Origin of the sequence: Acetobacterium sp. KB-1 (assembly GCF_003260995.1) — a bacterium.
GTDB classification, from domain to species: Bacteria; Bacillota; Clostridia; order Eubacteriales; family Eubacteriaceae; genus Acetobacterium; species Acetobacterium carbinolicum.
The window spans coordinates 189,723-209,448 of record NZ_CP030040.1 but is presented as its reverse complement, the minus strand read 5'-3'; the positions used below and the strand labels follow the sequence as shown (position 1 = coordinate 209,448).

The following is a 19,726-nucleotide window of genomic DNA, read 5'->3' as shown; positions in this document are numbered from 1 at the left end:
AAAAGCCGCGCAAAATTTCAAATACACGGTATTAAATACCAAAGAGTAGTTGGTCTTTTGAACGGCCCTATAATAAATCTAAGATACTACATCATTTTTATTAGTTTTGCTATCATTTTTTTGTCCTAAAATCATAATCGGTTCAACTTGTTTCTCAACCACTTCTTTAGTGATGATTACTTTTTCAATATTTTCATTGGAAGGTACTTCAAACATAATATCGAGCATAATATTCTCGATGATCCCCCGAAGACCTCTGGCACCAGTTTTGGTATCCATGGCTTTTTTGGCAATCGCTACCAGGGCATCCTGATGGAATTCCAACTCAACCCCTTCGATTCGAAACATTTTAATATATTGTTTTACCAATGCGTTTCGCGGTTCTGTGAGTATTTGAATCAATGACTCTTCATCCAGGTGTTCAAGTGAGGCGATCACCGGGATTCGTCCAATAAACTCTGGAATCAGTCCATACTTTAGCAGATCCTGGGGTTGTACAGAACTTAGATTATCATCTTCGATTTTTTCTTTGGAACTGCGAATATCTGCTCCAAAGCCCATCGAACTTTTTTCCGTTCGCTGTTCAATGACCTTGTCCATGCCATCAAATGCCCCACCACAAATAAATAAAATATTATTGGTATTAATCTGGATAAAATCCTGATGGGGATGTTTACGTCCACCTTGAGGCGGAACATTAGCCACTGTGCCCTCTAATATTTTTAAAAGTGCCTGTTGAACACCCTCACCACTAACATCTCGAGTGATCGAAGGATTATCACCTTTTCTGGCAATTTTATCGATCTCATCGATGTAAATAATACCTTTTTCAGCCTTGGCAACATCAAAATTAGCGGCCTGAAGAAGTTTTAACAAAATGTTTTCCACATCCTCACCAACGTAGCCCGCTTCAGTTAACGAGGTGGCATCAGCAATTGCAAAAGGAACATTTAAAACCCGAGCCAGTGTTTGGGCTAAAAGGGTTTTTCCAGATCCAGTAGGTCCAATTAAAAGAATATTACTTTTTTGCAATTCTACTTCCGCATCATTTTCGTCCATCGCGGTAATCCGCTTGTAGTGATTGTAAACAGCCACTGCCAGCGCTCGCTTGGCGCGATTTTGAGCAATCACATACTCACTCAATTTTTGCTTGATCTCTTTCGGTTTGGGAACATCGTCAAAGACAATGTCTTCAGGCATACTGTCCACATCCATGATTTCTTCACAGAGTTCAATACATTCATTGCAAATATAGACGCCTGGTCCTGCAACCATCCGTTTTACCTGAGATTGGCTTTTACCACAAAAGGAACATCGCGCATTTTCGATGCTATCTTCATTTCTTGCCATTTTTAAGCCTCCTATCTCGACACAATGATCTCATCAATCAATCCGTAGGCCTTGGCTTCGTCAGGATCCATAAAATTATCGCGATCAGTATCTTTAGCAATAGTTTCCAGGGGTTGCCCGGTCTGCTCGCTAAGTATTAAATTTAGTTTTTCTCGTGTTTTGATCAGACGTTTTGCATAAATTTCCACATCCGTACTTTGACCCTGGGCACCCCCAAGAGGTTGATGAATCATAATCTCACTATTTGGCAGGGAAAAGCGCTTTCCTTTTTCACCGGCCGCCAATAAAAACGCCCCCATCGATGCCGCCAAACCCACACAAATAGTGGAAACATTACAGCGGATATAGTTCATCGTATCGTAGATGGCAAGCCCCGCTGTAACTGACCCGCCGGGACTGTTGATGTAGATTTGAATATCTTTTTCAGCATTATCTGCTTCTAAGAAAATCAATTGTCCAACAATCAGCGACGACAGATTTTCGTTTATTTCGCCATTTAAAAAGATAATCCGTTCTTTTAACAACCTTGAAAACAGATCATATGATCGTTCGCCCCGGCCTGTCTGTTCAACGACCATGGGTACTAGATTGTTAGAAATTAATGATTGAGTTGTTTTACTTGTTAGCATGAATATATTTTCCTGCTTTCTTATTTATTACTCAGAAATATTAGTAGTAGCTACATCTACCAGCATTTCCACTGTCTTTCTTCTAATAATGTTTGCCTTGATATAGTCTAGCATTCTTTCCTGAAGGCCTTTTTTATAGTCTTCAAAGTCATGACCATAGGCATCTGCAAACACTTTTATTTCTTCATCCATTTCTTCATCAGTTGCTTCTAACGCTTCTATTTCACCAATTTTCGAAAGAATCAATTCGGTTTTTATATTTCTTTCCGCATCTTCTTTCAGATTTTCTCTAAACTCATCGCGATTAACATTGGTAAATTTAAAATAGTCATCTAACGAAATTCCCTGTTGTTTCATTTGCGATTCAAAGTTTTGCAGATTATTGTCCACTTCTTCTTCAATCATTAAATAAGGAACATCAATTTCGGCATTTTCGACGGCAAAATTAACCGCTGCTATTTCTGCCGCTTTTCTTAGTTCGGCAGTCTTAGCGTCTTTCAAACGTGCTTCAACATCTGCTTTGAGTTCATCCAACGTGTCAAATTCGCTGGTATCTTTGGCGAAATCGTCATCGAGTTCCGGCAATTCTTTTTCTTTGATTCCCTTGACTGCTACTTTAAACACTACCGCTTGACCTTTAAGGTTTTCAGCATGGTATTCATCCGGGAAGGTCACATTAACGGTTGTTTCTTCACCGATTTGGACGCCAATTAATTGCTCTTCAAAACCTGGAATAAAGGCACCACTACCAATAACCAGCTCATGATCGGTATCTTTACCGCCAATAAATGGCTCATCATTTAAAAATCCTTCATAATCAATGGTTACTGTTGCACCATCTTTGACTTCGCCGGTTTCTAAGGTAACCAAGCGAGCATTTTGATCTTGCATTTTAGCAAGTTCTTCAGCCATCTCTTCGGCGGTAATCACAGCTTCTAAAGAATCCACTTCAGCGCCTTTGTATTCACCCAATTTAATCTCAGGTTTAACACCAACCTTAACAATAAAAGTAGCACCTTCTTCTTCACTGATCTTTTCAATATTCTCAAGATCAGGGCGGGTTACCGGTTTAATTTCAGTTTCTTCCAATGCACTGGTATAAGCTGGCGCAAAGGCAAAATCGATGGCATCTTCCATAAATACATTTTTACCATAATAGGATTCAATTACCTGTTTAGGAACTTTTCCTTTTCTGAATCCTGGAACTGAAAAACGTTTTTTATTTTTATCATAGGACTTTTTGACAGCCTGTGAGTATTCCTCCGGACTAATTTCAATTTTTAAGGTGGCGATATTTTTTTCAATACTTTCTACTGTAGCACTCATGTTATCCTCCGTATCTTTCACTATAAATTATATTCACATTCAATTTTAACAGTATATCATAGGTATATTTCCATATCAAGGATGAAAATCAAGGTGTTTAAGAAATATTATCGGTGTATGCAGTCAATTTTATTAAAGATGAAGCACCTCATTAAAAAACTGCCTCGATAGAGACAGTTTTTTCGCTCAGCCGCCTAAGTAAGCTTGCTGAACTTCCGGGTTGACCAGCAGATCTCTGGCATTACCAGAAAGTTTGATATATCCGGTTTCCAGAACATAAGCGCGATTGGCAATATGCAAAGCTTTGTTAGCATTCTGTTCCACCAACAATACGGTCGTTCCGGCATCATTAACTGTTTGGATCATATTAAATATCTCATCAACAAGCAGCGGAGCCAATCCCATTGACGGCTCATCCAGAAGAATCAGTTTGGGTCGCGTCATCAAAGCCCGGCCCATCGCTAACATTTGCTGTTCGCCACCACTTAAGGTTCCGGCAATTTGTTTAATGCGCTCTTTTAGCCGTGGAAAATTCAGAAATATTTTTTCCATATCCTCCTGGATCGAAATCTTATCTTTCCTGATATAGGCGCCCATCTGAAGATTCTCCAAAACCGTCATTTCGGCAAAAATTCGTCGTCCTTCCGGAACATGAGCGATTCCCATCATTGGTATCTGATGGGCCGGTACCTTGTTGAGATTCTCTCCTTCAAAGGATACCATCCCTTCGCTGGGTTTTAATAGTCCCGAAATAGTCTGTAGAATGGTGGTTTTACCGGCGCCGTTGGCTCCGATAAGGGTAACAATCTCACCTTCATTCACCTCAAAACTAATGCCTTTAATGGCATGAATTTTCCCGTAGTGTACATTTAAATCTTTTACTTTAAGCATCTGCGGCCTCCTAATCACCTAAATAAGCACGAATAACATCAGGGTTGTTCTTGATTTCATCCGGAGTGCCTTCGGCAATCGTTTTGCCATAATCCACGACAATGATTCGTTCACAAATCCCCATCACCAACTTCATATCATGTTCAATAAGCAAAACGGTAATATCAAATTTATTTCTAATAAAGTGGATGGTTTCCATCAGTTCGGTCGTTTCATTGGGGTTCATTCCCGCCGCTGGTTCATCTAACATCAATACTTTTGGATCAGAAGCCAAGGCTCTGGCTATTTCAAGCTTTCGCTGCTGTCCATAGGGCAGGTTTTTAGCCAATGTATCGGCATACTCACCCATATCAAAGATATCAAGCAACTTCATACATTCTTCTTGAGCTTTTTTTTCTTCCACCCAGAATTTTTTGGTTCTGAACATTCCCTGAATCATATTGTAATCGATAAAATTGTGATAGGCTATCTTTACATTTTCGACTGCTGTCAAATCTTTAAACAAACGGATATTCTGAAAGGTTCGACTCGCACCCAGTTTGACGATTTCGTGGGCCGACTTTTTAATAATACTTTGATCATTTAGAAAAATCTCGCCCACAGTTGGCACATAAACTCCAGTGAGCATATTGAAGATGGTCGTTTTCCCAGCGCCATTGGGTCCGATCAGGCCAACCAGTTCGTTGGCGCTCAGATCGAGATTAAACTGATCAACGGCAGTTAAACCGCCAAATTGCATGGTTATATTTTTTGCTGATAAAACGGTCATGATGCTTCACCTCCGTCAATAGAATTCTTAACCTTTTTTCGTTGGATCAGTGATTCAATAAAAGCTGTTAGTGAGAATTCAGATCGTCCAAAAATTCCCTGTGGCCGGAAAATCATCATGATAATCAAGACTAGCGAATAAATTAGTAGCCGATACTCGGAAAAACTGCGAAGCATTTCCGGTAATACTGTCAAAACAATAGCTGAAATAATCGAGCCGGTGAGGCTTCCCAGTCCTCCTAAAACGACAATCACAAACATTTCAATGGAGAACATGAAGCCAAACTTACTGGGCTCCAAAAAAGATTGGTAGTGCGCATACAAGGCACCGCCAATTCCGGCAAAAAACGCTGCCAACGAAAATCCCAATACCTTATATCGCGTTGTGGGAATTCCTGCCGCTTCGGCAGCAATCTCGTCTTCCCGAATCGATATAATCGCTCGCCCCTGTTTGGATCGTCCCAAAGTGAAGATCAGAATGGCGACCAGAATTGTAATCCAATAAACATTATGAAAATTAACCAGTCTGGTAATCCCTTTTAAACCGGCCGCCCCACCAGTTGGTCCGAAATTGATAAAAAAGATTCGAATGATTTCAGAAAAACCAATCGTAACAATGCCAAGGTAGTCACCGCGCAACCGCAATGTTGGTGTCCCGATAAGGAAGCCAAAAATACCGGCTACAACACCACCAACTATCATGGCCAAAATAAGAATAAATAGCTTTGGCAATGGCAGGCCGCTATCGACCAGAGCCATCGAAAAAACGGCCGATGCATAAGCACCAATGGCCATAAAACCGGCGTGTCCTAAAGCCATTTCTCCTAAAAAACCGGCAACAATATTCAAACTCATCGCCATGATAATCATAATGCAGGTCATAATAGCAATTCCGACAAAATAATTATTCATGGTTTTCGTTTGAATTAACACAAAGAATACGAGATAGGTGGCAACAATGGCGATTGTATTAATTAAATATGCTTTTTTCTTATTGTGATCCATTGTCTATACCTTCTCTCTTGTATTTTTACCCAGAATACCGGTGGGTTTGAAAAGCAGTACAATGATCAAAATAGCAAAGACGATGGCATCTGCCCAGGTTGTCGAAAGATAGGCTTTTGTCAAGGTCTCGACCATCCCAATGATAAACCCACCTAACATTGCTCCGGGTATGATTCCGATACCGCCTAAAACAGCCGCGATAAATGCTTTTAGACCAGGCATAACACCCATCGTCGGGTAAACCTGAATATACGCGACACTAAAAAGAACCCCCCCCAATGCGCCAAGCGCAGAACCCACAGCAAAGGTGAGTGAAATGGTCCGATTAACGTTAATACCCATCAGAATCGCAGCATCCTTGTCTTCTGATACGGCACGCATGGCACGACCCTGTTTCGTTTTTCGGATATAGAGATCCAACAAAACCATAAAAAACAATGACAAACCTATGGTAATCAGAGTGGTTGAACTGATTTCGATTTCACCTAATTTATAAATCGTTTCAGGAAAAATCTTGGGCATAACCTTTGGGTCCGGCTTAAAAATAATCAGTGCCAGATTCTGTAAAAACAGACTTACACCAATGGCTGTAATCAGGGCTGATAGTCTGGGCGCATTTCTAAGTGGCCGGTAGGCAACGAATTCGATCGTCACACCAATAATGGCCATAATAACCATTGAAGATAAAAGAACCGCCCAAACCGGCAATTGAAAACTGGTAGCGGCAATGAATGCAAAATACGCACCGAACATCATGATTTCACCATGGGCAAAGTTGATAAGTTTTATAATGCCGTATACCATGGTATAACCGATTGCGATGAGCGCATAGATACTCCCTACGTTTAGCCCGTTAATCAGCTGTTGCAGAAATAAATTCACGATGTATCCTCCTTTGTAGAATAACATATGTAGAATAACATAAAATGGATATAGAAGAGATGTGTCTCTCCTATATCCCTTTTGTTTAGTGTAATAATAAATTTATTAAAGACTAGTTATTAACCACTGTGGAATCAAATTTTAATTGACCGTCGTCAATTTTAATAATGGTAACTTCTTTGTCTTTGGGATTGCCTTCTTCATCAAACTTTAAGGTTCCAGTAACACCAGCATGATCAGTGGCATTTAATGCTGTGATAATGCCTGCCGCCTCTGTTGCTCCCGCCGCAGTAATTGCTTCTACCATGGTATAAACAGCATCATAACCTAAAGCTGCAAACGAGTTTGGCACTTTATTATACTCTGCTTTGTAGGCCGTAATAAAGTTCTGAACGGTTTCTGAGGGTGAATCGGCTGCATAATGATTTGTGAAGTAATTTCCCTGCGCGGCATCAGCATACTCTTCCTGTACGCCATCCCAACCATCCGCTCCGACAAATTTTGCGGTAATGCCCATTTCTTTAGCTTTTTGAAGAATAGGACCAACTGTTTGAACATAATCTGGAACAAACACAACATCCGGATTCATTTCCTTGATCTTTGTTAATTGAGCACTAAAATCTTTATCCGCTGTTCCATAAGATTCGCTGCCGGCAATGGTACCGCCTTTGGCAGTAAATGCAGCCTTAAATGCTTCTGAAACACCTTCTGAATAGGGATTACCAGTTCCAATTAATAAAGCTGCTGTTTTGGCGCCTAATGTTGTCGCTGAGAAGTTTGCCGCAGCTTGTCCCTGATAATCGTCCAGGAAGCATGCTCTAAACACATTTGGCGCTTCTTGCGTTACTTCAACCGCCGTAGCAGTTGGCGATAATACTGGCATATTATCCTGTACCATGATATCTTTCATTGCTAAGGTCTCACCACTTAAGGTTCCCCCAATTACAGCAACAACACCATCCTGGTCTCTTAATCGGTTGTAGGCATTGATCGCTTCGGTTTGATCAGCTTTTGAATCATAAGCAACCAATTCGACGTTTTTCCCATCAATACCACCAGCCGCATTGATTTCCGCTACGGCTAATTGGGCCCCCTCTTCAGCTGAGCTCCCGTAGATGGCCGCATCGCCAGTCATTGGTCCAATAAAACCAAGCTTGACAACATCTGCGTCTGCACTACCACCGGATGTAGAACAACCTGCAAATGCAAAAATAGAAGCGGTGAACATCATTACGAGTAAAACACTAATCACTCTTTTCTTCATTTTTTCCTCCTTTTTCTTTTCAATGATTATTTATAGTGATTATCATAAACCATTCTTAAGAAAAACACAAGAAATAATTGATCACATCCTACGCTTCTTTATTATTTCCCCTGCCAAAATTACAGAGGCTTCGCAGCATACAACCACTGCAATTGGGATTCCTTGCCGTACAACATTTTCTACCATGCCAGATCAACCAATGATGGGCCTGAGACCATTTATCTTTGGGGATGTTTTTCATCAATTCTTTTTCAACTTCCAGCACATTTTTCCCTTGGGCTAAGCCAATTCGTCGGGAAACCCGAAAGACATGGGTATCCACTGCAATCGCGGGAATATTAAAGGCATTGCTCATTACCACATTGGCGGTTTTGCGACCAACGCCTGGAAGCGTAAGTAGTTGCTCCATTTGATCAGGCACCGTGCCATTATATTCTATTAGTAGACGGTGGCAGGTCAAGATGATGTTTTTCGCCTTTGTTCTTGCTAAACCGCAGGTCTTAATTTTTGTGAGCAGGGCTTCCTCTCCCAAAAGTAGAATCGCTTCAGGTGTCTTGTAGTTTTCAAACAAATCTTTAGTGACAATGTTCACGCGAACATCCGTACATTGTGCCGAAAGGATGGTCGCAATCAGCAATTCAAAGGGAGACTTAAAATCTAAGCCACACTGTTCCTGGCCGTATCGGCTTTCCAGTGTGGCTAAGATTTGTTCGATCTTCTTTTTTGTCATGCGTTTTCATTAAGTATCAGTGCCATAAACACAAGATCTTCATCACCGGTATTGATAACACTATGGCTGCTTTGATCAGGAGTCACCATCACGTCTCCGGGCCCAATTTCAGCCTCCTTGCCATTGTCGATAACGATGCCTTTTCCCTGTAAAAAATAGAATACTTCCCGCTCATTGATGTGCTGATGCTCCCCAATGGAATCTCCAGGTTTCACCGTAATCTGGGCAAAGAGGCGACAATTCTTACCCAGAATTTCATTATTGGTGATATGAGTAATTTCAATATCACCCTTGCCACCCCGCATGTTTTGTTTAATTTCCAGTCTTTTTGATTTGCTTTGTTCAATCATCATCTTCCTCCGTTAGGTAGTAGGCGTTGTTGGTTCGGTTGGTTCGGTTGGCTCCGTTGGTTCCGTTGGCTCTGTTGGATCGGTTGGATCAGTTGGATCAGTTGGTTCTGTCGGTTCGGTTGGCTCCGGCGGTTCGGTTGGCTCCGGCGGTTTGACAGGCTCAGTCGGTGTTGTCGGCTCAGTCGGTGTTGTCGGTTTCGTCGTCGGCGTTTCCGTTTCAGTCTTCTTTTCCTCTTCTGTTGTCTTTTTGGTCGTGCCTGCGTCAATGGTAGAGGCTCCCGATGTTTCGCCTTCGTTCGACGTTCGCTCCATTTCTGTGATCGTCAGCAGATCCTGATTGATGACAGAGCTCATGTAATTCCCATAAATACCTGCCGCGATATAGCTGCCACCCGATAAAATATAATTTTCAGGACTACCAATCCAGACTGTCGTGGTCAAATTACCCGTAATACCGGTAAACCATAAATCTTTATTATCGTGGGTTGTACCCGTTTTCCCGGCTGTTGTATAAATCTGAGATGCGGCAGTACCGGTACCATAACTGACAACCCCCTCCAGTATGCCCATCATATTAGTTGCCGTGGTATCGGTCATGACTTTTCTGGTGGTCGTACTGGATGCATTTTTTGTATAAAGAACCTCACCGTTGATCTGTTCCAGTTTTGTAACAAAGTACGGTTGATTGTAAACCCCGGCATTGTTAAAAACATTAAAGGCCGCCGCCATTTCCACCGGTTTAATCCCATAGGTCATCCCACCAAGGGCAGTTGCTAAATTATAATCAGTATCTTCGAAGGTTGATATTCCCATCGTCTGCATAAATGCGACGGCCGCTTCAACTCCAACCTTATCGTACACTTTAACCGCCGGAATATTATAAGAATTTATTAACGCAGTTCGTACCGTCACGGTTCCATGATAACCACCATCGTAATTTCTCGGAGCATAGCCACCAAAATCGGTATAGGCATCGAGAATTGTCGTTGACGGCGTAATCAATCCCTTATCCATAGCCGCTGCATAATAGAGCGGTTTGATGTTTGATCCCGGCTGTCTTGGCGTGTTGGCCATATCAATTTGTGTATTCCCACCATAATAACTTCTTACCGCACCATCTAAGTCGATTGATACCACTGACCCTGTTTCCTCTTCCATGCCATAGTCTGCCAATCCGGTATTAAGACTGTCAATTGCATCATTCTGCATGGAGGTGTTAATCGTTGTGTAAATACGATACCCGCCGCTGGCGATGTTCTCTTTTATATAATCAATAGCCTGATCTTCTGTAAGACCACGCTCCTGCATAACGGATGAAGCTTTCATCCGAGCATATTCATCCAGAGCCCTTCCTACATAGGCTTCGTAATTATCCACAATCTGATCGTCATTACTGATCGTTGCCGGATCTCTGATAACTAATTCCAATGCATAGGCGGCATCTGCTTCTTCCTGAGTAATGTACTTTTCTTTAACCATTCGTGCCAGAACTTCCTGCTGACGCTTTTTGGCTGCTTCAAAATTAGAATTAGGAGCATAGGCACTGGGTGCCTGAGGCAAACCTGCCAACATCGCAGCTTCAGCAAGGTTAACCTGCGAAACCGGTTTGTTAAAATAAGTTTGTGCTGCTTCCTCTATTCCATATGCGCCGGAGCCAAAATAGTATTCATTAAAGTACATCTCCAGAATCTGCTCTTTGGTATACTTTTCTTCTAACTGTAGTGCAATCGATATTTCCTTTAGCTTTCTTATCAATTTCTGATTAAAATTCTGTTCAGTTGCAATATCCGGCAAAAACAGAACTCGAGCCAACTGTTGGGTAATGGTACTGGCTCCTTCACTAATGCTACTGCTAGCAATGTTTGCAAAAAATGCTCGGCCAATCCCCAGTACATCAATCCCGAAATGATCGTAAAAACGCGAATCCTCTACGGATACCAGGGCATGTTGTAATTGTACCGGGATCTGATCGATGGTAATGTTGGTCCGGTTTTTTGTGTACAACTCGGCAATAACGGCATTATCTGCTGAATAGATCTCGGTTTTGTCCTTTGCCTGATACTGATAGTCTGAAATATCCATGCGATTTGCAGCATAGATGGAATACATGACTCCGGCTCCCAGTATTCCCAGCACCAAAAGAACAATGAGTATTTTTGCTCCAATATGTTTTTTCTTCTTACGTCTTCTTATTCCTTTTTTTTGTTTTTCACTCATTCCATCACCTTTTTCTCTTTATTCTCTCTTAAATGTTTATGAAGTTCCGTCAAGTTTTTGCTGTATTCAGCCTGAACGTACAAAATTTTTTTACTGGGAAGTGATAGTAAAAGACGATGCGCATGAAGTGCCTGATGCGGCATTTCAAAAGAGCCTGTTTGCATACACTCGCCATGATACAGAGGATCACCAATAATCGGGTTTCCCAAATGCTTCATATGAACTCTTATCTGGTGTGTCCGTCCTGTTTCCAAAACCAACTCTACCAACGATGCATCCTTAAATTCCTCCAGCACCTTATAGCGGGTTACCGATGGTTTCCCATCTTCCATAACAACCCTGTGGATACTGTTTTCATAGGGTTGACCAATGGGCGCATTAATAATACCTTCTTGATGGGGAAGTTTTCCATGCACAAAAGCATGATAAACCTTAATCACCTTACCTGAATTCGTTTCTTTTTGAACATAATGATGCACATATTTATTTTTGGCAATCGCCACAATACCCGTTGTATCTCGATCCAATCGATTGATAAAACGGATTTTTGCAGAAACACCGCGCTCACCCCAATAATAGCTGATATAATTTGCCAGGGTATCCAATTGATGCGTTTTCGTTGGGTGTGTTACACAGAAAGGCGGTTTGTTAATGACTAACAATTCCTCATCTTCGTAAACGACATTAAGGTTCCCCGATACCGGTTCACCATCAATATCTTCGCAAGGCATCTTAATCTCAATGACATCTCCTGGTTTAATTTGTTGTCCCAGAAAACACTCGCGCTGATTTAAACTGATCTTTCCAATCCGTTTAATTTCTCTGATAAGACGGCTAGAATAACTGTAACGCTTGACCAGTTCCTCTCTGACCAGCTTTTCATGATTTATTGATATTTGATATGTATAAACAAGACTGATAATCCTACCCCCGGTTCTAACTCTACTAAATTTTTTTATGATTAATTAATTTAATTCTATTTTTTCTGCTTTATTTTACAATACCCGGATTCATATGATGCTACTTTAAAACATGCATACTATTATACCCCAATTCGCCCCGAGGCGTTAGATATTTTTTTAGATTTAAGGTAATTACAGACGTTTTTCATGTTTAACAACTCAGATATGACCGACAACCAAACATAATCTGATTCACTGCTGAAATATTGATTGACCCATCAGCATTAATTTGGTAAAAATTTAAACCTGAGTCTCCTCATGTTAGCAATATTACTATTTTAACAGAACCGCAATTTATTTTATACATCTTTCCTAAAATTCTCATTAAAATTTTAATCAAATCATGAATTGTCATAAATTCTTAATAAAAACGGCTCCTCATTTTTCAATGAGGAGCCGTTTAGAACATCTTATTTATCTGGTTCTACTTTATTTATTTGGTCTTATTTGGTCTCATTTCAATCGCATTTTTCCTGCACTTATCAAAACAGATTCCACAGCCAATACACATATCATGATCAATAACGTAGGGTGGTTTTTTAATCTCCCCAGTAATTGCATTAACGGGACAATTTTTCGCACACAACCCGCAGGCAATACAATTTTCTTCAATAATATATGCAGTTTCTTTGCCATATTCCACATCACCCGTAATACAGTTCATCGGACACTTGTCGACGCACTCATAACATTGTCGACATTTATCATAGTCAATTTTCGCACAATTATTCTCGATCGTGATCGCATCAAAGCGACAGGCTTTTTTACAAGCACCACAAGCAATACATGCAGTTGTACATGATAGACGGGCAATCTTTCCTTTGTCAAGGTTATGGCATTTAATAATGACTTCCTGAGTTGCCGGCACCAGGCTCATAATGGCTTTGGGACAGGCATCCACACATTTACCACAAGAAGTACATTTGTCCGGATCAATTTTCGGCAGTCCGTCTTCTCCCATAACAATCGCATCGAAGGGGCATACCGCTTTACAAGTTCCTAATCCCAGACATCCATATCGACATCCTTTTGCACCACCAGAAGCAATCATCGCTTCTCGACAATCCATTTCGCCATAATAATCAGCGCGATTTGGTGCTGTTTCACAGGTTCCCTGACAAATGACAGTGGCAACCTTTTTAACCGCACTTCCGGCTTCCATACCCATAATTTCGGCAATGGCAGCGGTACAATCGGCTCCCCCAACCGGGCAGGCATCGATGGCTGCCGTTCCATTGACTATCCCTGATGCCAGTGCATCACAGCCAGGCAATCCACAACCACCACAGTTTGCCCCGGGAAGAGCAGCTCTTACCATTGGTACCCGCGGATCTTCATATACTTCAAATACCTTTGCCGCAATGGCAAGGCCAATTCCAAACAGTAAACCAAATACACCGAGGATACCGACAGGAACTAAAATCGCATTTAACATTTCTGTATCCTCCTAACCTAATTTCATTCCGGAAAATCCCAAAAACGCAATCGCCATTAACCCCGCAGTTAATAATGCAATCGGGAATCCTTCAAGAGATTTTGGAACTGCCGACGTTTCGAGCCGCTCACGGATGCCCGCAAAAAGCACGATGGCAAGCGTGAAACCTAAGGCCGCCCCAACGCCGTGAAAAATCGTTTCAATAAAATTATATTCAAACTGAATATTTAAAAGCGCAACCCCTAAAACTGCACAGTTTGTTGTGATTAAGGGGAGGTATACACCCAGTGCCTGATACAGCGATGGGCTGGCTTTCTTAATAATCATTTCAACCAGCTGAACCAGCGTTGCAATTACCAAAATAAAAGCAATTGTCTGCAGGTAACCAAGACCCAATGGATCAAGAATTGAATATTGAACTACATAAGTAATTGCCGAAGCCAGTGCCATAACAAAGGTTACCGCAACCCCCATTCCAACAGCAGTTTCAACTTGTTTGGACACCCCCAAAAACGGACAAATACCTAAAAATCGTGATAGTACAAAGTTGTTGACAAAAATTGCACTAATCATTATAAAAATTAAAGTCATTGATATCTCCCCCTATGCCTTTTTCGTTTTCCAGTTAATGAGACCAATCAAAAGACCTAGAGTTAAAAATGCTCCAGGAGGCAAGATCATCAATAATACCGGTTCATAAGCAGCTCCGAATAAAGAAAATCCAAAAATACTTCCTGCCCCTAGAATTTCACGAATTGATCCAAGAATTGTTAACGCCAGGGTAAAGCCTAACCCCATCCCCAATCCATCCGCAAATGAATCAGCAATTCCATTTCCAAATGCAAACGCTTCTGCTCGACCCAGGATAATACAGTTTACTACGATCAAGGGAATAAATAATCCCAACGATGCATCCAAAGATGGTAAATAAGCTTTCATTAACATTCCGACAATGGTAACAAACGACGCGATAATAACAACAAAAGCCGGGATTCTAATATTGTCTGGAATCACCTTTCTAAGTGCCGAAATTACAACGTTTGAACAAATGAGTACCGCACATGTTGCCAAACCCATACCCATACCATTAACCGCTGATGTAGTTACCGCAAGAGTAGGACACATCCCCAGCAAAAGCACGAAGATCGGATTCTCTTTTATGATACCCTTTTTTAGATTTTGTATAAAATTCATCTAATACACTCCCCCTATTCCGACAAAGTCTGGTAAACTAGAATCGATGTATTCACACCTTCAGTAACTGCCTTGGAAGTAATGGTAGATCCAGTTATTGCTTGAATTTCATTACTGCCTTCTTTAGCCGTCCCTTTTACAACGATCAACTCTTCGGTCGCCGATTTTCCGGTAAATTGATCATTCCATTCACCGGTGGCCAGCGCACCCAAACCGGGTGTTTCATTATGTTTAATGATTGTGATTCCAGTAATGACGCCATCCGTCGAGATTCCCGTTAACACTTGTACTTCTCCACCAAAACCACTGCCCGGACCGGTCTTTACTGTGTAGCCCGTAATTTCACTGCCATTTTTGCCAATATAAATTTCTAACAACTCTTCAGGTTTTGCCATGCTGATTTCTGTGGCTATTTTCTCCACATCCGCAACTGGCACTTCTTCAAAATCAGTCGCTTCCGGCAGAACTTCCTGACGCGCTTCAGTGTTTGCTTGAATGTTCATTTCCTCAATCGTACCGGCCGTCACATAATTGGTTAATGCCAGACAGCAAGCTGCTACCCCTGAAATAAGAAGTAAAATAAAACCTAATTTAAAAACAACTTTCCAATCAATCTGAATTTTTTCTTTTGTTTCCATTATGCTTTAGCCTCCTTCTTGGTTTTAGTCACACCATAGATTCGCTCTTTGGTGAAGCGTTCAATAAGAGGTGTTGCAACATTCATTAGTAGAATTGAATAAGAAACGCCTTCAGGATAACCCCCATAAATACGAATGATCATGGTAATTAACCCACACCCCAATGCATAAATAATCTGACCTTTTGGTGTAACCGGCGATGACGCATAGTCCGTCGCCATAAAGAAGGCACCCAACATCACACCACCTGATACAATATGCACAATTGGATCTTGTCCAACCAGAAGGGCAAAAATTCCCACTGTTAATAAATAAATGGTTGGAATTCTCCAGCTAATAATGCCTTTGAAAATTAGATACAATCCGCCAAGCAGCAAAGCAAGGGCTGAAATCTCCCCGATACATCCATACACACCGTTTAAGCCGAAGAATAAGTCCATGGCTGAAGGCATGCTTGCCGCTTCACCAGCTTTTAATAAGGCCAATGGTGTTGCCGTCGTTACCGTATCCGATACTGGCAGATAAGCTGTTGCGGTCATATGTCCCGGCCATGAAGCCAGCAAGAAAGCTCTTGCCGCCAAAGCTGGATTAATGAAGTTTTGTCCTAAACCACCAAAACACTGTTTAACAATAGCAATGGCAAAAACAGAACCGACAACGGCAATCCACCATGGCGCATTAATCGGTAAGTTGAATGCTAAAAGCACCCCCGTGACAACCGCACTCCAGTCATTAATCGTTACTGGTTTCTTAAGCAGTTTTTGAATAACCGCTTCTGTAGCAACTGAAGAAATTATACAAATTGCTACTAATGCCAAAGCCCATATCCCAAAAACAAATCCTGCGACAGCCAATGCAGGTAACAAAGCAATAATGACATTTTGCATAATATTGGCTGTGGAATGTTTTGCGCGGATATGAGGGGATGATGACACTGTAAGATTTAATTCATTCATCAATATTCCTCCTAATTTCCTTTTCTTCGCTGCGCGATAATCTCGCGTTTAGCCACACGAATCGATGATGCCAGGGTTCTTTTTGCCGGACAGATGTAAGAACAACTTCCGCATTCAATACAATCCATGGCGTTATTTGATTCGCATTTATCCCAATTATTCCGCTGGGAATATTCGGCGATGTAAAGAGGCTGCAGGTGAATTGGACAGACTCCCACACATTTGCCGCAGTGGATACAGTTTGATGGTGTGGAAATTTTTGCTGATTCTTTGGTTAGACATAAAATTCCTGATGTTCCCTTCATAACAGGGATCGCCGTTTCAAACTGGGTAACCCCCATCATCGGTCCGCCAGAAATTACTTTTCCCGGTTCAGCCGAGAAGCCCCCACATTGGTCAATCACCGATTGAAATGGTACCCCTACGCGAATTTCAATGGTTTGTGGGTTTTTAATGGCATCGCCAGTACAAGTCAGGTAACGTTTGTACAAAGGCATTCCTGTTGCCATTGACTCTGCTATTTGAGCTGCTGTTCCGACATTCATAACAACAACACCCGCATCTGCTGGCAACCCGCCCGACGGTACTTCTCGACCAGTGATTGCCGCAATCAGTTGCTTTTCAGCTCCCTGCGGATACTTTGTATGTAATGAATAAACTTCCAGTCTGCTATCGTTTCCAATTGCTGTCACAAGTGCTTCAATGGCGTCGGTTTTATTATCTTCGACACCAATAAAACCTTTTTCAACACTTACCGCTTTCATGACTGCTTTTAATCCCATGACAACCTTTTCAGCTTGATTCAGCATCAAATGATGATCAGCAGTTAAATAAGGCTCACATTCGGCACCATTTAAAACAACGCAATCAACCTTTTTGTCCGGTGGAATCGCCAGTTTAACATGAGTTGGAAAGGTTGCCCCACCAAGACCAACAATCCCGGAATTCAGAATCATTTTTTTGATTGACTCCGCATCCATTTCTTCTAAAGTACCATAGGGTTTAATACTTGAATCGATGGTATCCAAACCATCTGATTCAATCACAACCGACATAATCCGATCCCCTGATGCATGTGGACGTTCCTCCACCGCAACAACTTTTCCGGATACACTGGCATGTACCGGAGCGGAAACAAAACCATTCGGCTCGCCAACTTTCTGGCCCAGAAATACCTGATCGCCTTTTTTCACAATCGGTGTACAAGGTGCCCCAATGTGCAACGACATGGGTATGATCACCATTTCCGGCTTTACGCCAAAGCCCAACGGAACTTCAGCTGTACTTTCCTTTCTATAGGGTGGGTGGATTCCCCCCTTAAAGGTTCCATGTTTTACATTCATCTTACGTCAAACACCCCTCAAATTAAATTTTTTACACAAGAGAAACTGTATACTTGTATATATAGGCAGTATCATAACATATAAATTATTTTTTTTCCATACGAATTAATAAATTTGTTTAAAATAATACTGTACCCACCGGGCCCAGAAAAAAAATGGTAATATATAGCTCTAAAAATATAATATTTAGACTATAACCACCATTTCAAAGTGACCATTCATAGGGACAAAACGATTAATGCACTAAATGGCATATGTTAATATATTAACACACGCCATTTAGAATAACCTTTCTGTCTTAAAGGGTATTATCTTGTCATTTTTTCTAAGCCAAAAAGGTTTTATACCCTTTATAGCACATATACAAATCAACCTTAGATGCTAACTCGAAGGGCGAGTGCATGCTCAGCAGTGCCGGGCCACAATCCAGTACATCCATTCCATATTCTGCCAGAATATGGGCAATCGTGCCACCGCCGCCAAGATCCACCCGGCCGAGCTCACCCATCTGCCAGATCACGCCGGCAGTTTCGAGCGTTTGTCGCATCTTCCCCATAAACTCAGCATGAGCATCATTAGAACCTGATTTCCCGCGGGCACCGCCGTACTTTGACAAAACCATTCCCTTTCCAATATATGGGGCATTTCCTTTATCGTGGGTACCTGTATAATTAGGATCGACGCCGGCAGTGACGTCAGCAGAAAGCATTTCTGAACGCATTAAGCAGCGACGAATGGCTATTTCAGGCTTTTTAACCGCCATCAAATCGATTAGCTCTGCGACCGCGCCCTCAAAAAAGCGCGAATGCATACCCGTGTTACCGACGCTGCCAATTTCTTCTTTATCAGCCAGAATCACACAAAGCGTTCGCTCCGGTATCGTCTCCTGATCAAGAATCGCCCGCAGTGCTGTATAGGCGCAGATACGATCATCCTGACCATAGCCACCAATCAGGCTTTCGTCAAAACCAACGTTTCGGGCAGCTCCTGCCGGCACTACTTCTAATTCAGCGGTGGCAAAATCTTCTTCCACCATACCATATTTTGTGTAAAGATGATTGAGAATATTGAGCTTAACCCCGTCTTTTAAATCTTTTTCAGGATAGGGCTGACTGCCGACAATAATATTAAGCCCTTCCCCGGTGATTCCCTCGGTCATTTTTTTGGTGTTTTGTTCCTGAGACAAATGAGGCAATAGATCGGTGATGCAAAAAACCGGATCTTCTGGCGCTTCCCCGATGGAAACGTTAATCGTTTCGCCATCTTTTTTTACCACGGTCCCATGCATGGCCAGGGGGATCGTCACCCAATGGTATTTTTTTATGCCGCCATAATAGTGGGTCTTGAAAAAAGCCATATCATCACTTTCATACAGAGGTGATGGTTTTAAATCAAGACGAGGTGAATCAATATGGGCACCAACAATAGCCATTCCCTCCTCAATCGACTTCCTACCGGCCACAAAGAAAATCACGGTTTTGTTTTTGTGAACCGTGTAGAGTTTATCTCCGGAACTAATTTTCCCGGCTTCCGAAAAAGAATCCAGCGGCTTGAATCCAGCTTTTTCGGCCAGATCAACACTAAGTGTTACACACTGTCGCTCGGTTTTTCCGGCGGTCAGAAAGCGGATGTAATCATCGCTGATCTCTTTTACTTTGATAAATTCTTCAGCGCTGAGGTCTTTCCAGGCCAGTTCCCATTTTTTACCCAGCTGCTCCTGAAGCAGCGTCCCAGGACTTTTTTCTTTCTCTTTATTTTTCATAACAATTTGCTCCTTTGCTTTTTT

19 protein-coding genes are annotated in these 19,726 nt (G+C 41.8%); all 19 read right to left on the bottom strand.

Going from position 1 to position 19,726, the window contains the following annotated elements; translation table 11 throughout:
* Positions 1-78 precede the first annotated feature (78 nt).
* The 19 genes from clpX to DOZ58_RS00915 all read right to left on the bottom strand — a co-directional run bounded on the left by clpX (position 79) and on the right by DOZ58_RS00915 (position 19,702).
* Positions 79-1,350 (bottom strand): ATP-dependent Clp protease ATP-binding subunit ClpX, encoded by a 1,272-nt coding sequence (clpX, locus tag DOZ58_RS01005; protein WP_111886590.1) that lies wholly within the window; start codon positions 1,348-1,350, stop codon positions 79-81.
* 11 nt (positions 1,351-1,361) lie between these two features.
* Entirely contained in the window at positions 1,362-1,979 is a 618-nt protein-coding gene (gene clpP, locus DOZ58_RS01000) for an ATP-dependent Clp endopeptidase proteolytic subunit ClpP (RefSeq protein WP_111886589.1), read from the bottom strand.
* Between the two features lie 27 nt (positions 1,980-2,006).
* The gene (gene tig, locus DOZ58_RS00995) at positions 2,007-3,305 is read right to left on the bottom strand and encodes a trigger factor (RefSeq protein WP_242988562.1); all 1,299 of its coding nucleotides are present in this window, start codon (positions 3,303-3,305) and stop codon (positions 2,007-2,009) included.
* Positions 3,306-3,491: 186 nt separating this feature from the next.
* Positions 3,492-4,196: an ABC transporter ATP-binding protein gene (locus tag DOZ58_RS00990; protein WP_111886587.1), complete on the bottom strand. Its 705-nt coding sequence runs from the start codon at positions 4,194-4,196 to the stop codon at positions 3,492-3,494.
* 10 nt (positions 4,197-4,206) lie between these two features.
* Positions 4,207-4,965: an ABC transporter ATP-binding protein gene (locus DOZ58_RS00985; protein WP_111886586.1), complete on the bottom strand. Its 759-nt coding sequence runs from the start codon at positions 4,963-4,965 to the stop codon at positions 4,207-4,209.
* The gene (locus tag DOZ58_RS00980) at positions 4,962-5,969 is read right to left on the bottom strand and encodes a branched-chain amino acid ABC transporter permease (RefSeq protein ID WP_111886585.1); all 1,008 of its coding nucleotides are present in this window, start codon (positions 5,967-5,969) and stop codon (positions 4,962-4,964) included. The genes DOZ58_RS00985 and DOZ58_RS00980 overlap by 4 nt, the downstream gene beginning before the upstream one ends.
* 3 nt (positions 5,970-5,972) lie before the next feature.
* Positions 5,973-6,878 carry a branched-chain amino acid ABC transporter permease gene (locus tag DOZ58_RS00975; protein WP_111886584.1) on the bottom strand — a complete coding sequence of 302 codons (906 nt, stop codon included), beginning with the start codon at positions 6,876-6,878 and terminating at the stop codon, positions 5,973-5,975.
* Between the two features lie 85 nt (positions 6,879-6,963).
* A complete protein-coding gene (locus tag DOZ58_RS00970; RefSeq protein ID WP_242988561.1) occupies positions 6,964-8,115 on the bottom strand; it encodes an ABC transporter substrate-binding protein in 1,152 nt (383 codons plus the stop codon).
* A gap of 88 nt (positions 8,116-8,203) precedes the next feature.
* Entirely contained in the window at positions 8,204-8,845 is a 642-nt protein-coding gene (gene nth, locus DOZ58_RS00965) for an endonuclease III (RefSeq protein WP_111886583.1), read from the bottom strand.
* A complete protein-coding gene (locus DOZ58_RS00960) occupies positions 8,842-9,198 on the bottom strand; it encodes a cupin domain-containing protein (RefSeq protein WP_242988560.1) in 357 nt (118 codons plus the stop codon). Before DOZ58_RS00960 ends, nth begins: the two co-directional genes overlap by 4 nt.
* Positions 9,199-9,207: 9 nt before the next feature.
* The gene (locus DOZ58_RS00955) at positions 9,208-11,412 is read right to left on the bottom strand and encodes a transglycosylase domain-containing protein (protein ID WP_111886581.1); all 2,205 of its coding nucleotides are present in this window, start codon (positions 11,410-11,412) and stop codon (positions 9,208-9,210) included.
* The gene (locus tag DOZ58_RS00950) at positions 11,409-12,272 is read right to left on the bottom strand and encodes an RluA family pseudouridine synthase (protein WP_256372212.1); all 864 of its coding nucleotides are present in this window, start codon (positions 12,270-12,272) and stop codon (positions 11,409-11,411) included. Before DOZ58_RS00950 ends, DOZ58_RS00955 begins: the two co-directional genes overlap by 4 nt.
* Positions 12,273-12,807: 535 nt before the next feature.
* Positions 12,808-13,809, bottom strand: coding sequence for a 4Fe-4S binding protein (locus tag DOZ58_RS00945; RefSeq protein ID WP_111886579.1), 1,002 nt, complete (start codon positions 13,807-13,809; stop codon positions 12,808-12,810).
* Positions 13,810-13,821: 12 nt separating this feature from the next.
* Positions 13,822-14,400, bottom strand: a complete 579-nt coding sequence (gene rsxA, locus DOZ58_RS00940; RefSeq protein ID WP_111886578.1) for an electron transport complex subunit RsxA — start codon at positions 14,398-14,400, stop codon at positions 13,822-13,824.
* A 12-nt stretch (positions 14,401-14,412) separates the two neighbouring features.
* Positions 14,413-15,003: an RnfABCDGE type electron transport complex subunit E gene (locus DOZ58_RS00935; RefSeq protein ID WP_111886577.1), complete on the bottom strand. Its 591-nt coding sequence runs from the start codon at positions 15,001-15,003 to the stop codon at positions 14,413-14,415.
* A 14-nt stretch (positions 15,004-15,017) separates the two neighbouring features.
* A complete protein-coding gene (locus DOZ58_RS00930; protein ID WP_111886576.1) occupies positions 15,018-15,641 on the bottom strand; it encodes an RnfABCDGE type electron transport complex subunit G in 624 nt (207 codons plus the stop codon).
* Positions 15,641-16,597 carry an RnfABCDGE type electron transport complex subunit D gene (locus DOZ58_RS00925; protein ID WP_111886575.1) on the bottom strand — a complete coding sequence of 319 codons (957 nt, stop codon included), beginning with the start codon at positions 16,595-16,597 and terminating at the stop codon, positions 15,641-15,643. The genes DOZ58_RS00930 and DOZ58_RS00925 overlap by 1 nt, the downstream gene beginning before the upstream one ends.
* 11 nt (positions 16,598-16,608) lie before the next feature.
* Positions 16,609-17,940: an electron transport complex subunit RsxC gene (gene rsxC / locus DOZ58_RS00920; RefSeq protein WP_111886574.1), complete on the bottom strand. Its 1,332-nt coding sequence runs from the start codon at positions 17,938-17,940 to the stop codon at positions 16,609-16,611.
* Positions 17,941-18,265: 325 nt separating this feature from the next.
* Positions 18,266-19,702, bottom strand: a complete 1,437-nt coding sequence (locus DOZ58_RS00915; RefSeq protein ID WP_111886573.1) for an aminopeptidase — start codon at positions 19,700-19,702, stop codon at positions 18,266-18,268.
* Positions 19,703-19,726: the final 24 nt, after the last annotated feature.

Coding starts and splice junctions, on each gene's coding strand:
- rsxC (WP_111886574.1), bottom strand. CDS start 17,940: ATGAATGTAAAACATGGAACCTTTAAGGGGGGAATCCACCCACCCTAT.
- DOZ58_RS00930 (WP_111886576.1), bottom strand. CDS start 15,641: ATGGAAACAAAAGAAAAAATTCAGATTGATTGGAAAGTTGTTTTTAAA.
- clpP (WP_111886589.1), bottom strand. CDS start 1,979: ATGCTAACAAGTAAAACAACTCAATCATTAATTTCTAACAATCTAGTA.
- DOZ58_RS00935 (WP_111886577.1), bottom strand. CDS start 15,003: ATGAATTTTATACAAAATCTAAAAAAGGGTATCATAAAAGAGAATCCG.
- DOZ58_RS00970 (WP_242988561.1), bottom strand. CDS start 8,115: ATGAAGAAAAGAGTGATTAGTGTTTTACTCGTAATGATGTTCACCGCT.
- DOZ58_RS00985 (WP_111886586.1), bottom strand. CDS start 4,965: ATGACCGTTTTATCAGCAAAAAATATAACCATGCAATTTGGCGGTTTA.
- nth (WP_111886583.1), bottom strand. CDS start 8,845: ATGACAAAAAAGAAGATCGAACAAATCTTAGCCACACTGGAAAGCCGA.
- DOZ58_RS00975 (WP_111886584.1), bottom strand. CDS start 6,878: ATGTTATTCTACAAAGGAGGATACATCGTGAATTTATTTCTGCAACAG.
- DOZ58_RS00960 (WP_242988560.1), bottom strand. CDS start 9,198: ATGATGATTGAACAAAGCAAATCAAAAAGACTGGAAATTAAACAAAAC.
- DOZ58_RS00945 (WP_111886579.1), bottom strand. CDS start 13,809: ATGTTAAATGCGATTTTAGTTCCTGTCGGTATCCTCGGTGTATTTGGT.
- DOZ58_RS00980 (WP_111886585.1), bottom strand. CDS start 5,969: ATGGATCACAATAAGAAAAAAGCATATTTAATTAATACAATCGCCATT.
- DOZ58_RS00955 (WP_111886581.1), bottom strand. CDS start 11,412: ATGAGTGAAAAACAAAAAAAAGGAATAAGAAGACGTAAGAAGAAAAAA.
- clpX (WP_111886590.1), bottom strand. CDS start 1,350: ATGGCAAGAAATGAAGATAGCATCGAAAATGCGCGATGTTCCTTTTGT.
- rsxA (WP_111886578.1), bottom strand. CDS start 14,400: ATGACTTTAATTTTTATAATGATTAGTGCAATTTTTGTCAACAACTTT.
- DOZ58_RS00925 (WP_111886575.1), bottom strand. CDS start 16,597: ATGAATGAATTAAATCTTACAGTGTCATCATCCCCTCATATCCGCGCA.
- DOZ58_RS00915 (WP_111886573.1), bottom strand. CDS start 19,702: ATGAAAAATAAAGAGAAAGAAAAAAGTCCTGGGACGCTGCTTCAGGAG.
- tig (WP_242988562.1), bottom strand. CDS start 3,305: ATGAGTGCTACAGTAGAAAGTATTGAAAAAAATATCGCCACCTTAAAA.
- DOZ58_RS00990 (WP_111886587.1), bottom strand. CDS start 4,196: ATGCTTAAAGTAAAAGATTTAAATGTACACTACGGGAAAATTCATGCC.